Annotated in this window: 12 protein-coding genes and 1 other RNA gene; 4 read left to right on the top strand and 9 right to left on the bottom strand. The window is 58.6% G+C overall.

The annotated features are described in order from the left end of the window. Positions 1-77: 77 nt before the first annotated feature. Positions 78-1,361, bottom strand: coding sequence for an O-acetylhomoserine aminocarboxypropyltransferase/cysteine synthase family protein (locus DW925_RS05990; RefSeq protein ID WP_117629414.1), 1,284 nt, complete (start codon positions 1,359-1,361; stop codon positions 78-80). 233 nt (positions 1,362-1,594) lie between these two features. On the opposite strand from DW925_RS05990, the gene DW925_RS05985 reads away from it, so the two are divergent. Next, a complete protein-coding gene (locus tag DW925_RS05985) occupies positions 1,595-2,041 on the top strand; it encodes a C-GCAxxG-C-C family protein (RefSeq protein WP_117629413.1) in 447 nt (148 codons plus the stop codon). A gap of 67 nt (positions 2,042-2,108) precedes the next feature. Here DW925_RS05985 and DW925_RS05980 read toward each other — a convergent pair whose 3' ends face one another. The 3 genes from DW925_RS05980 to rpsA all read right to left on the bottom strand — a co-directional run bounded on the left by DW925_RS05980 (position 2,109) and on the right by rpsA (position 4,812). Continuing rightward, positions 2,109-2,747: a YigZ family protein gene (locus DW925_RS05980; RefSeq protein WP_195403962.1), complete on the bottom strand. Its 639-nt coding sequence runs from the start codon at positions 2,745-2,747 to the stop codon at positions 2,109-2,111. Between the two features lie 213 nt (positions 2,748-2,960). Next, positions 2,961-3,322, bottom strand: an RNA gene (rnpB, locus tag DW925_RS05975) — RNase P RNA component class A. Positions 3,323-3,645: 323 nt separating this feature from the next. Next, complete coding sequence (gene rpsA / locus DW925_RS05970) at positions 3,646-4,812, bottom strand: 30S ribosomal protein S1 (protein WP_022095232.1); 1,167 nt, start codon at positions 4,810-4,812, stop codon at positions 3,646-3,648. Positions 4,813-5,127: 315 nt separating this feature from the next. Between rpsA and DW925_RS05965 the strand changes: the two genes are divergently transcribed. After that, the gene (locus DW925_RS05965) at positions 5,128-5,886 is read left to right on the top strand and encodes an HAD family hydrolase (protein ID WP_117629411.1); all 759 of its coding nucleotides are present in this window, start codon (positions 5,128-5,130) and stop codon (positions 5,884-5,886) included. Here the strand turns inward: DW925_RS05965 and DW925_RS05960 are convergent. Then, entirely contained in the window at positions 5,883-7,202 is a 1,320-nt protein-coding gene (locus DW925_RS05960) for a serine dehydratase subunit alpha family protein (RefSeq protein WP_117629410.1), read from the bottom strand. The two genes, DW925_RS05965 and DW925_RS05960, sit on opposite strands and share 4 nt — an antisense overlap. Before the next feature lie 270 nt (positions 7,203-7,472). On the opposite strand from DW925_RS05960, the gene rpiB reads away from it, so the two are divergent. After that, a complete protein-coding gene (rpiB, locus tag DW925_RS05955; RefSeq protein ID WP_117629409.1) occupies positions 7,473-7,940 on the top strand; it encodes a ribose 5-phosphate isomerase B in 468 nt (155 codons plus the stop codon). A 175-nt stretch (positions 7,941-8,115) separates the two neighbouring features. Here rpiB and ndk read toward each other — a convergent pair whose 3' ends face one another. The 4 genes from ndk to DW925_RS05940 all read right to left on the bottom strand — a co-directional run bounded on the left by ndk (position 8,116) and on the right by DW925_RS05940 (position 12,084). Further along, positions 8,116-8,520: a nucleoside-diphosphate kinase gene (gene ndk / locus DW925_RS05950; RefSeq protein ID WP_055251725.1), complete on the bottom strand. Its 405-nt coding sequence runs from the start codon at positions 8,518-8,520 to the stop codon at positions 8,116-8,118. A gap of 384 nt (positions 8,521-8,904) precedes the next feature. Beyond that, positions 8,905-10,335 (bottom strand): argininosuccinate lyase, encoded by a 1,431-nt coding sequence (argH, locus tag DW925_RS05945; protein ID WP_117629408.1) that lies wholly within the window; start codon positions 10,333-10,335, stop codon positions 8,905-8,907. Positions 10,336-10,453: 118 nt separating this feature from the next. Further along, entirely contained in the window at positions 10,454-10,624 is a 171-nt protein-coding gene (locus DW925_RS10125; RefSeq protein ID WP_158551645.1) for a hypothetical protein, read from the bottom strand. Positions 10,625-10,857: 233 nt separating this feature from the next. Further along, a complete protein-coding gene (locus DW925_RS05940; RefSeq protein ID WP_055251721.1) occupies positions 10,858-12,084 on the bottom strand; it encodes an argininosuccinate synthase in 1,227 nt (408 codons plus the stop codon). A gap of 554 nt (positions 12,085-12,638) precedes the next feature. On the opposite strand from DW925_RS05940, the gene DW925_RS05935 reads away from it, so the two are divergent. Next, on the top strand, positions 12,639-13,466 hold the full coding sequence (locus DW925_RS05935; protein WP_117629407.1) for a Cof-type HAD-IIB family hydrolase: 828 nt from the start codon (positions 12,639-12,641) through the stop codon (positions 13,464-13,466). Positions 13,467-13,487 lie beyond the last annotated feature (21 nt).

The following is a 13,487-nucleotide window of genomic DNA, read 5'->3' as shown; positions in this document are numbered from 1 at the left end:
CCCCCCCCGCCTACGGAATCGGAACTATATGTCACCGGAACCCCAAGAGGCTCCGTCGCTTCATACGAGAAGCTAGCCTAGCACTGCTCGAGCGCCTGCTCAAGGTCGGCAATCAGATCGGCCGTGTCCTCGAGGCCGCACGACAGGCGCACCATGTCGGCGGAGATGCCGCAGGCGATGAGCTCCTCATCGTTCATCTGACGGTGCGTGGCGTTAGCGGGATGCAGGCAGCAGGTGCGAGCATCGGCCACATGCGTGGCGATCTGGGCGAGTTTAAGGCTCTTCATAAAGGTCTCGGCCGCCGCGCGACCACCGTTAAAGCCAAAGCTCACGACGCCGCAGGTACCGTTGGGCATGTACTTCTGAGCCAGGTCATAGTACTTATCGCCCTCCAGGCCCGGATAGCTCACAAAGCGCACCTTGGGATGGCTCTGCAGGAACTTAGCAACGGCCAGGCCGTTCTCACAATGACGCGGCATACGCACATGCAGGCTCTCGAGCGAGCTATTCAGGAAAAACGCCGCCTGCGGGTTCTGCATGGGGCCGAGGTCGCGCATGAGCTGAGCGGTTGCCTTGGTAATGAAGGCACCCTCGCGACCGAACTTCTCGGCATAGGTCACGCCGTGATAGCTCTCGTCGGGCGTGGTGAGACCCGGGAACTTGTCTGCATGGGCCATCCAGTCAAACTGGCCGTGGTCAACGATCACGCCGCCCAGGTAGGCCGCATGCCCATCCATGTACTTGGTGGTAGAGTGCGTGACGATGTCGGCGCCCCACTCAAAGGGACGGCACATCACGGGCGTCGGGAAGGTGTTGTCGACCATCAGCGGCACGCCGTGGTCATGCGCGGCCTTGGCAAAGCGCTCAATATCGAGCACGGCAAGGGCGGGGTTGGCAATCGTCTCGCCAAAGACGAGCTTGGTATTGGGCTCAAAGGCTGCCTCCAGCTCCTCATCGGTGCAGTCGGGGGCGACAAACGTGCAAGTCACGCCCATGCGGCCCATGGTGTGGGCGAGCAGGTTATACGTACCGCCGTAGATAGCAGAGCTCGCGACCACGTGATCACCGGCACCGGCCACGTTAAAGATCGCGAGGAAGTTCGCGGCCATGCCCGAACTCGTGAGCATCGCAGCGGTGCCGCCCTCCATCTCGCAGATCTTGGCGGCGACCAGATCGCACGTGGGATTCTGCAGACGGCTGTAGAAGTAGCCCGACTCCTCCAGGTCAAACAGCTTGCCCATGTGCTCGGACGTGTCGTATTTCCACGTGGTGGACTGGTAGATGGGCACCTGGCGCGGCTCCGCATCGCCCGGATGATAGCCGCCCTGAACGCACGTGGTACCGATAGTCTGCTCGCACATATCCAACTCCCTTACTTGGGTTTTGTTTTATTCGGTTCACAATACCGCTACCCCGCACCCCTCTCAACCCATCCCGCCGATAGGTTATGGGACAAATTAATCAGGTTTATTTGTCCCAAATCTTAAGAAAGTGTTCGATGGCGAAAAACAATGAGATATGCACTGCGGTCTCGATAAGCGAATGCGCCAGCAAGGGTACCATAGGCGGGTACACCGCAATCAAGGAGACACCGATGAAGCAGATTGATACCACTCAGCTCAACACTGCCACCTGCCAGGCTCAGGCTGCCGAATACCACGCCCGCAGCTTTAACTGCGCGCAGGCCGTCGCCTGCACGCTCGCGCCCGCCGTCGGGCTCGACCCCCAGGTCGCCTTTACCCTCACCGAGGGCTTTGGCGCCGGCATGGGCGGCATGACCGAAACTTGCGGCGCCATCTCGGGCGCCGTGGCCATCATGGGCTTTGTAATGAGCGATGGCATGGAAAACCCCAAGACCAAGGGCCAGACCTACAAACTGTCGCGCGAGATCGCCAAACGTTTTGGCGAGAAGAACACGACGACCGTCTGCGGCACGCTCAAGGGCGTCGGATCGGATAAGGGTCCGCTCCGCAGCTGCCCCGGTTGCATCGACGATGCCGTCGAAATCGCCTGCGATGTACTAAAGCAGCTCGCCGAGTAAACGGCAGCGACATAAAACGACAGCCGGCGCGCTTGGGATTCATCCAAATGCACGCCGGCCGTCGTCGTTAGAACTCAGCAAACTCGGGAGCGCTGACCTCAATCTCCTCGCGCCCCGCCATAAGCTCGCGCATCTTAGCGCAAAACGGCTCTTGCTCCCCCGCTTTAAACACCAAGTGAAGTGTCACAGCATCCGCGTAATCGGTATCCGAAACCTTGGCACCCGAATCCTGCGCCAAGCGAAGCACCTGCTCATACTGTGGATAGGCCACATGCACATCAACCGGCACGACGCTCGTCATCTCGACGATCTGCCCGGCCTCCTGAGCCGCGGCCACCGCCGCCTGCGTCGCCGCGGTATAGGCGCGCACCAAACCACCAGGCCCCAACAGCGTGCCACCAAAATAGCGTGTCACTACGCAGCAAACATTTTTGAGCCCCGCACCGCGCAGCACCTCGAGCGTCGGCATACCACTCGTGCGGCTCGGTTCACCATCATCGCTCTGGCGCTCGCGTCCATCGACCAAAATCCACGCGGGAACATTGTGTCGAGCGTCATAATGACGCTTGCGAACCATCTCGATAAAGGCATTCGCCTCGTCCTCGGACTCAATATGGACCAGCTGGGCAATAAACCGGCTCTTGCGGTCCACAAACTCGCCCGAAACCTCAATATTCGATTGCAGAGTAAAATAGCTGTCCAACAAAGCCCCTCAACAAAATAAAGCGCAGCAACAAACAGCCTCAATAATACGATAACCCTAGTAAAAAGAATGGCAACGCCGATGATTCCGTCAACGAAAGCGAGAACCCGTCAGCGCGAGCAAGGTGCCTTGAAAGCCGAGGGCATTGACCTTATGGTCATGCCCGAAGGTTTGAAAGGCAGATTGCCGCGCTGACGGGTTCGCAGCGTCAACAAAGTGCCGAGTGGGCCGATAAGCCGGGTTCTGTCGTGAACGGTCATTTATCTTGTCTGCACGTTACCGTGCAGCTCCACGCACGCTACCCGAACGCGGACCGGGCCGGCCCATAGCGTTCCTATTCGCGCTTGCTCCGGATGGGGCTTGCCAAGCCGCCGTGTTGCCACGACGCTGGTGGTCTCTTACACCACCGTTTCAGCTTTTCCCTTTACGCCTTGCGACGCAGGTGGGAGTCTTCTTTTCTGCGGCGCTTTCCGTCGGATCACTCCGCCCGGCCGTTAGCCGGCATCCCGCCCTCTGGAGCCCGGACTTTCCTCACGCGTACCGCAAGCAGTACATCGCGCGACCGTCTGGCCCACTCAGCAGTGCAAGAGTGTAGCACACCGCCGCCACAGGCAACGGCACAACACAAGCGCTCGACACGATAAACCAAGAAGCGCCCATGCGCTACAATAATCCCGTCGATGGGCAACGTTGTCAGTCGAGACGCGACCGCGCTCCGCACCCCTCCGTCTACTCGGTGCGTTCCCGCCTCCTCCCCGAGGCGGGATGTCGGCTTTTTCATGCACCGACAATTCAATAGCCTGTGGACAGCCCGGCAGCATTGCGCATCTCGGTGCCAAATGCAAAAAGGGACCCGTCCATTACGGACGGATCCCTTAAAACAAGTGATCGTCAAACCGATTTACTCGGCGTCAGTCTCCTCGTCCTTCTTCTCGGAAGGCAGCGGGGTAACCTCGATCTCGACGCCCAGAGTCTCAGCAGCGGACTTCATGGACAGGGAGATACGACGACGGTCGAGGTCGATCTCCATGACCTTGACCTGAACCTTGTCGCCCACGTGGGTGACCTGAGAAGGCTGATCGACGTGCTTGTTGGCCATCTCGGAGATGTGCACCAGGCCCTCGATGCCCTCGCCCAGATCGACGAAAGCGCCGAACGGGACAAGCTTGGTCACAGTGCCCTCGACGATAGCGCCGACGGGATACTTCTTGACCAGTGCGCGCCACGGATCCTCGGTGGTCTGCTTGAGACCCAGGGAGATGCGCTCGCGGTTGAGATCGACGTCGAGAACCTCGACCTCGACCTCCTGGCCGACCTTGACAACCTCGGAAGGATGGTTGACGTGGTTCCAGGAGAGCTCGGAGATGTGGATGAGGCCGTCGATACCGCCGAGGTCGACGAAGGCGCCGAAGTCGACGATGGAGGAAACGGTGCCCTGGAGACGCATGCCAGACTTGAGCTTGGACAGGATCTCGGAGCGCTCGGCCTTACGGGACTCCTCGAGCACGACGCGACGGGAGAGGACAACGTTGTTGCGGTTGCGGTCCATCTCGATGACGCGGGCCTCGATGCGGGTGCCCATGTAGGAGGTGAGGTCCTTGACGCGACGGAGGTCGACGAGGGAAGCGGGCAGGAAGCCACGCAGGCCGATGTCGAGGATCAGGCCGCCCTTGACAACCTCGATAACCTCGCCCTCGACGTTCTCGCCGGAGTTGAACTTCTCCTCGATGCGGTTCCAAGCACGCTCGTACTCGGCACGCTTCTTGGACAGGACCAGACGACCGTCCTTGTCCTCCTTCTGGAGAACCAGAGCCTCGATGGGATCACCGAGTGCAACGATGTCTGCAGGGTTAGCGTCCTTGCGGATGGACAGCTCGCGGACCGGGATAACGCCCTCGGACTTGAATCCGATGTCAACGAGCACCTCGTCATGCTCGATCTTAACGACAGTGCCGTTAACGAGATCGCCCTCATCAAAGTCGGTAATCGTACCGTCGATGAGGTTGTTCATCTCCTCCTCGTTGACATCGTCAAGAGAGAAAATGGACGAGTTCTGAATCTCACTCAAAGGTGGACCCCTTTCGAACTACGGGGCCCCGATTGCTAGGACCTACAGAAGGGTGCGACAAGCACACAACGTTTAGGAACACTCGGGAGCCGACAGATACTAATGTGACGCTTATGCAATCACGTTCGTATAGGTTACGGGGAAATGAGTTCGATTTCAAGCGTGAACTGCCATTTTTTACTCGTATGGAGACTTTTTCGCAATCTTGTGAACGACTGTCTCCACAAGCTGACGATAAGCAGTTGGGCATACGGCTTTGGAGTAAAGTATCCCAAGCCAACGATTCTGGAACGATTTTTCGAGAAAGGTGCCCGCGTGCTCAAAGCAGTCGTTTTCGATATGGACGAAACGCTTCTTAGCATCAACCTCAACGCGTTCATCCTTCGATATTTTAAGGATGTCTCTTCGATGCTCGCGGATATCGGGCGCCGCAGCCGCGGTGGCACGATGGCACGCCTCGGCACCATCCTGGTCGACCTCAACGCCAATCGCCGCAGCAGCACGGACAATCGCACCAATCTTGAGTTTTACCAAGAAGAGGTCGAGCGCCGATGCGGCATTTGCCTCTCGGACCCACTTATCTACGAGGCGTTTACCTACTACGACCGCGAAGTTCTTCCGTACAAGAATGACGAACTCATCAACGCCCATGCCATGCCGGGCGCACACGCCGCGCTTCAGACCGTACAGGACGCAGGGCTGCGCTGCGCGCTCTTTACCAACCCCAGCTTTCCGCAGGGGGCCATCGAGTGCCGCATGGGTTGGGGCGACCTGGCCGACGCCCCCTTTGAGCTCGTCACGCACATGGGAAACGCCACCCGCTGCAAGCCTGATGCCACCTACTATCTAGAGCAGCTTCAGGTGATGGGACTCGAACCGCACGAGGTCCTTATGGTGGGCAACGATCCCAAACGCGACTTCCCTAGTCCCGCCTGCGGCATTCAGACTGCCTATGTAGGCCAGGGCAAGCCCAACCGAGTCACCTGGCGCGGAACCATGGAAGGCTTCGCCCGCGACTTTAACGCCGTAGTAGAAGCCTTCTACGAACACCAAGTAGCCGACGAACTGTCCTAGCACACTTGGGTTTTGCCGATCATGATGTTGAGGATCTCGACATCGGTATCTTTCATGCCCACACGGCCTACGTAGCCCATACTGGCGATTGTCTGCTCAACGGTATCTTGGATCAGGCCCTCGCCGGCGCGGAAGCCGCGACCCTGCATGGCCATATCATGGCCCAGAATCGCTGCATCGACGGCAGCCGAGATCTTGGCGGCACAGCTCGCCTTGGCGCCGTCGCACACGATGCCGCCCACGTTACCGAGCGTATTCGAGACCGTCGCGCCAATCTGCTCGCGCGTGCCACCGCACAGCCAGGTAATCGCAGCGCCGGCGCCGCACGCGGCGCAAATAGCACCGCAAAACGCCGAAAGCGCACCAATATAGCTCTTGATATGCACGGCGATAAGATCGGACAGCATCACGGCGCGCACCAGACGCTCGTGGTCGCAACGCAGGTACTCGGCATACTCCATGACGGGCAATGCGCAGGTAATGCCTTGATTGCCCGAGCCGCACACAATGGCGACCGGCAGCGCGCAACCGTTCATGCGGGCGTCGGACCCGGCGGCCGCACGGGCACGGGCACGGCAGGCGACGTCATCGGCACGAGCACCTAGCAGCGTACGACCCACCTCGGCGCCCCAAGCGTGCGCAAGGCCCTCGGCACTGATTGCGCCATTCAGCTCAATCTGACGCTCAACGGCAGCGCGGGCGCCCTCAATGTCACCGTCCTCGATAAAGTCGATGATGGAATCAATGGACATGGGCGTATCGGCGTTATCTGCCGCACGCTCGGCCACCACGCGCTCGGCGCAGGCGGCGCACTCCCCCGCCGACTTGCCGCATACCGGAATACCATCGAGCGTATGGCACGTGACATTAGTGTGGTGATCGGTAATCTCGACGACCGCGGTATGGCCCCCGGCCGTCGCAGTCACCTTGATGTAGAGGTTGGGCACACCCTCGACAAGCGACACATCGCAGTAGCCAGCGTCGGCGAGGAGCTCGGCCACACGAGCGCGGTCTTCATCGTTAACGCTCTCGAGCACCTCGAGCGCGCTCTTGGCGTCACCGCCCACGGCGCCCAGCACGGCCGCGGCCTCAATACCGTGCATACCGCCCGAGTTGGGCACGGTCACGCTCTTAACGTTCTTGATTATGTTACCCGAGCAGGCAACATCCATATGATCGGGTTCGCAACCGAGCGTCTGGCTCGCCAGCGCCGCTGCATAGGCAACGGCAATGGGCTCGGTGCAGCCGAGTGCACAGACAAGCTCGCGGTTCAAAACATCGCAAAACGCGGCATCACGGATGGAATCGGTAGGCATAGGTATCTCCTGCTTGCATAACGGGCTGGACTCTCAAAAAAGTTAGCTCCTTTATTTGATAACAATGCATCAAAAACCGCAACCACGGTTCCGGCGGACGGCGCTCAAGCACAAACTGGCGGCATTCATTCATGAAAAGCAGGTCTTGTTGCATGCTAAAGCGTTTGACCAAAAAACGCCCGAGCGTTTACACAAAAGTCGCGCTATCATGCAGTCGAACGCGGTAAAACCTTTAGCAATTCCGCCGCACGGACCAGAGAGGAACCACTCATGAAGATCGGTATCGGTAACGACCACGCCGCCGTCGAGCTCAAGAACATCATTTCCGAGCACCTGAAGGAGCGCGGCTGCGAGGTCGTGAACTATGGCACCGACACCTCCGAGAGCTTCGACTACCCCATCGCCGGTTACAAGGTGGGCAAGGCCGTGGCCAACGGTGACGTCGACCTGGGTATCTTGATCTGCGGTACCGGCGTCGGGATTAGCCTGGCTGCCAACAAGGTCGAGGGCGTACGCGCCGTCGTGTGCTCCGAGCCCTTCAGCGCCAAGCTCTCCCGTATGCACAACAACACCAACGTGCTGGCCTTTGGCGCCCGCGTCGTGGGCTCCGAGCTCGCCAAGATGATTGTCGACGAATGGCTCGACGCCGAGTTTGAGGGCGGCCGCCACGAGCGTCGCGTCAATCTCCTCAACGAGATCGACCAGACCCGCGGACTAAAGATTGTCGACGAGGCCTAAAGACTTACAAAGCCATACGCTAGCGCCAGCCCCCGCCCGGAAGAAACATCCGGACGGGGCTCTTTAGTAGTTTTCTATGCGTTTACCAAAAATCTACCGGAATAAAAGGGCGCCGCGGTTGGAATTCCGCGGCGCCCAAGCCACACGCTAACAGCTTTAAGGAGTCAAAGCTGGTTTAGCCAAAGAAGCGCTTGATCTCGATCTCGGCGTTCTCCAGGCAGTCGGAGCCGTGGATCACGTTGGCGTTGACATCGACAGCGAAGTCGCCGCGAATGGTGCCGGGCGCAGCATCAAGCGGGTTGGTAGCGCCCATAAGGGTGCGCATCTTGGAAACAGCGGAGAGACCGGAAACGACCATCTTGACGACCGGACCGCTCGTCATAAAGTCGCAGAGACCGCCAAAGAAGGGCTTGTCGGCCAGATGGGCGTAGTGCTCCTCGACGGTAGCGCGCTCGAGCGTGGTCATCTCCATGCGCTCGATGACAAGGCCGCTACGCTCAATACGAGCAACGATCTCGCCGATCTTGCGATCGCGCACCGCGTCGGGCTTAATCATGATGAAGGTCTTCTCGATAGCCATAAGGTAGCCTTTCAAGTAGGTTCGCGCGTGCCCAAGTCCCATTCCGGCACCCGCCTGGACTGCATCGTAACAGAGTTTTAGCTGCAGTTAAACAAAAAGCTGTTTATTGAAACGCTGCAATTTATTAAAGCGCTCCATATATGTCACTTCTGTTTCGAAGCCCGATTAGAGTACCATCCGACCGCTCATCAACCACATGGAACAGAGCGGGCGGTCGGTTGCCACCCGCGAACGTACCCCCTTCACAACCTGCCCAAAGGTCCTACAGAAGTTCTCGACAAGCCCCTCCCCCATAGCAGCAAAATAGGGGCGCCCGCATCAGCAGACGCCCGTAAAGCTAAAACGATTTATCAATAAATGAACAATACGTCTTCAGCCAAACCTCTACTTTGCCCCGTGGCCCATCTCGACGACCTTGGATAACGAGCCAAACACACCCTCATCGGCCGCGAGCTGCGCCTCGGCGCTTCCCAACTGCACGGCAACGGCAGCAGGGGCGGTACCACCCTCGGTCGTGCGCGCGGCGACAATCGACGGGATGTCGAGTGCCTCGGTAATGTCGCGCTCAAAGAGCGGACTTGCCTCCTGAAACACCTCAAACGGCAGGTCCTCAAGATTGCAGCCGCGCTTCTCACACATCAGGACAAGATGACCCACCACGGCATGTGCCTCGCGGAACGGCAGGCCGCGCTTTGCCAGGTAATCGGCAACATCAGTGGCTGCCAAGTGGCCCACACCACACTCGCGCGCCATGGCGTCCTCGTTGACAGTCCAGGTCGAGATCATGCCGGCCATAACCGACAGGCACTGCATGAGCGTGTGAGCGGTATCGAGCGCGCCCTCCTTGTCCTCCTGCAAGTCCTTGTTATAAGCGAGCGGCAGGCCCTTCATGGTCACAAGCAGCTGCACCAGGTTGCCATAGACTCGGCCACTCTTGCCGCGGATAAGCTCGGCAAAGTCGGGGTTCTTCTTCTGCGGCATGATGGACGAGCCGGTGGAATACGAGTCGGAAAGCGTGATAAAGCCGAATTCGGAGCTCGACCACACCACGATCTCCTCGGAAAGACGCGACAGGTGCATGGCCATGACGGAGCCGGCGTAATGCAAATCGAGCAGGAAATCACGGTCGGAAACCGCATCGAGCGAGTTGGGAATCACACCCGCAAAGCCAAGCTCGGCAGCTGTCATCTGGCGATCGAGCGGATAGCTCGTACCGGCAAGAGCGGCAGCACCCAGCGGGCAGTTGTCAGCGGCATCAAAGGCAGCCTTCAGGCGTGTAAAGTCGCGCGCGAACATCCAGGAATACGCCAGCAGATGATGCGACAGCAGCACGGGCTGAGCATGCTGCATGTGCGTGTAGCCCGGCAGAATCACCTTGTCGTACTTCTTGGCCGCATCCACCAGCACATGGCGCAGCTCAAGATTGGCCTCCATGAGTTCCTTGGCCAGCGCCTTGACGCCCAGACGCGTATCGGTCGCCACCTGGTCGTTGCGCGAACGCCCGGTATGCAAGCGCTTACCGGCCTCGCCGATGCGGCGCGTCAGCTCGCTCTCGATGGACATATGAATGTCCTCATCGTTGATATCGAAGGTGAAGTTGCCGGCATCGATATCCTGTTCGATTCCGGTCAGGCCCTCGGCAATCGCCTGCTCGTCCTCGGCACTGATGATGCCCTGGGCCGCCAGCATCTTGGCATGCGCCTTAGAACCGGCGATATCCTGCTTATAGAGATGTTTGTCAACCGGCAGCGACGCGCCAAACTCCTGCGTGACCTCGGCCACTCCCGCCTCAAAACGACCGCCCCAAAGAGCCATGGAACCGTCCCCTTTCTCCAAATACCAAAACAAGCGCCCAAAGCAATGGGCCATGTCGCTAAAGCGATTTTTCAACCGCAAGTTTTACACATTCCCCACCGTGCACGGGGCCATGTAGCTAATATGCAAAGAAGTGACGCACGAGGCACTTGGTGCCCAACGTCTCCCTCCGGATGTTGCCTTGCGAACCATCGATCCAGGCCTTCAGGCTCATAGGAACATCCTCGACCTTTGCAGCATCGAACTCGGGCGCGAGGGCAAGCAAGGCATGCGCGATAGCGTTGAACATAATGGATACTCCTCATATATATAGGCACAGAGCCGCCAAATTGATAGAAGGAGCCCCGCTGGACAACCCCGGCGGGGCTCGGACTCAGCCGTAGACGCGGCATCATTTATGCGGGCGGAACGTAGGGGCCACCGATGTTAAGAAGTGTCAGCAAGCATAACGAAAGGTAGGGACCCCGTGCGCCCGTTATGTATCACGCGGATGGGCCGCGCGGATACCAAGGGAAGGAGGCGCTAGGCCTGGGCGGCAGCGGAGCTGGGACCCTGGACCTTTGCCCACGTCTTGAGCGACAGCGTATCGATCTCGATAAAGCCGGCGCTGGCCTTCTCGTCAAACGTGGTGTCGCGGTCGTAGGTAGCCAGACCGTAGTCATACAGGCTAAACGGGCTCTTGCGACCGACGACATGGCAGTTGCCCTTAAAGAACTTCAGACGGACGGTACCGGTCACGAACTTCTGGGTATCGGCCATAAAGGCATCGAGCGCGTTCTTGAGCGGGCTGTACCACTGGCCGTTGTACACGGCGGTGGCCCAATCCTGCTCGAGCTTGATCTTGGTCTTGAGCAGGTCGCCCTCGACGCAAATGTCCTCAAGTGCCTTGTGGGCGGTGATGAGCGTCAGGGCGCCGGGAACCTCATAGCACTCACGGCTCTTGAGGCCCACCAGACGATCCTCGACCAGGTCGAGACGGCCAAAGCCGTTGTCACCAGAGATCTTGTTGAGGGCGATGACGATCTCGGAGAGCTTCATCTTCTTGCCGTCGACGGCGACGGGCTTGCCGGCCTCAAACTCAATCTCGGTATACGTCGGGGTGTCGGGCGCGTCCTCGGGGTTCTTGGTCATAACCCAGGCGTCATCGAGCGGCTCGTTCCAGGGATCCTCCAGGTGACCGCACTCAATGGCGCGACCCCACAGGTTGTCGTCGATGGAGTAGGGGTTGTCGTTGGCGCCCTCGGGAACCGGCACGTTGTGGGCGTGAGCATAGGCAACCTCATCGGGACGGCACTTCAGATCCCACTCGCGAACCGGGGCGATAACCTTAAGCTCGGGGTCGAGGGCCTTGACGGCAGCCTCAAAACGAACCTGGTCGTTACCCTTGCCGGTGCAGCCGTGGGCGACGTAGGTCGCGCCAAACTCGTGAGCGACCTCGACAAGCTTCTTGGCGAGCAGCGGGCGAGACAGCGCGGAGAGCAGCGGGTACTTGTTCTCGTACATGGAGTTTGCGGCGATGGCCTTAGTCAGGAACTCATCGGAGAACTCGTCGCGCAGGTCGAGCACCTGGCAATCGAGAACGCCCAGGTCAAGCGCCTTCTGCTTCTTGGCATCCAAGCCGGTCTCCTCCTGGCCCACGTTGCCGCAGACGCAAACGACATCGAGATTCTTCTCGTCCTGGAGCCACTTGACACATACGGATGTATCAAGACCACCGGAATATGCGAGAACGACTTTTTCCTTGCTCATGGCTGTTTCCTTTCGCCCTTGGTAGCTAGTTAGAACATCGGTCAGTTGCAAGTCATTTCGAGGTCAAAAAACCGTGCAATATCAGGTTAAATAGCAAAAAGCGGCACAGCATGCCCTAGAAACATGCAGCAATGTCGTGCTAAAACCCAACGACCTCAAAATGACTCTGTTGGGGCATTTAGCCCCATGCGGACAGAGACGATTGTTATCGTCGTCGGGAAATTGCGCGCTGGCGTCGGATGGCATTGTCTGCAGTAGTGATAATCTTTACGAACTGCATCTGCCTCTCCTTTCACCTATCGCCGGGCGCAATTCTAATATCGTAAACGGTACCTTTTCCTCGGTAAGCGGTTGTTTTTCCGTCTCCGTTTTCGATGGTCGCTATATTACGCTAAAGTGCCTGCTGTACAAGCGACAAATTCAAATTTCTGAAAAGTTTTTTCATTACTTTGTGAATGATGATGCAAATATGCGCCAATCCTGCGAAAATACGCCCGACTATCAAGTAGAGGGTCAATCACCCGAAACATTCTGGAAACCGAAAGGCGCGTTTTATGCAGACTTACGAATCAGACGCCAACATCGGCAACATTAAGATTCTCGCTGTCGATATGGACAAGACGTTACTGACCGACGAGCGCGTGCTGCCTCAGGGCCTCGACGAGCGCCTGGACAAGCTCGCCGAGGCTGGCATCGTGTTCTGCCCCGCCAGCGGACGCCCCGCCCCCAAACTCGAGGAGATGTTTGAGGACATCAAGAGCCGCATCGCTTTTTGCCCCGATAACGGCGCGTGCGTTATCTACCGCGGCAACTATATCTATAAGAGCACTATCGACGTGGCGCTGTATCAGCAGGTCTTGAGCCGCGCCTCGGAGGATTCGCGCGCTGTCCCCGTCCTGTGCTGCTTCGACGAGTTCTATGTACTTGCCCGCGATCATCAATACCACGACGAGATCAGCGTCTACTACAACACGATCAACTACGTCGATAGCTTTGAGGGCATTGACATCGAGTCTAACAAGATTTCGATCTTCTTCCCCGCCTACGATGCCGAGCCAGCGTTTCGCGAGGACTACAGCCCGGCATTCTCGGACCGACTCTATGTCACCAATGCTGGCCGCGAGTGGATCGACTTTATGAACCTGGGCGTCGACAAGGGGTCGGGCGTAGCACATCTCTGCGAGCGCCTGGGCATCGATATCGCCGACGCCGCTGCCGTGGGCGATACGTACAACGACATCCCCATGCTGGAGCGCGTCGGGCATAGCTTTATCGTGGACAATGCCGAGGAGCACATGAACGCGCATGCCAAATGGCGCATTCCGAGCAACAACGACGGGGGCGTACTGACGCTCATCGACGCCATCTTGGCGGCTCGTTAACGGGGCTCGTCGGACCCAGCC

The organism is Collinsella sp. AM43-1, from assembly GCF_003467925.1.
Lineage (GTDB): Bacteria > Actinomycetota > Coriobacteriia > Coriobacteriales > Coriobacteriaceae > Collinsella.
Note: the sequence above shows the minus strand (reverse complement) of the source record. Positions and strands in the feature narration are given on the sequence as shown.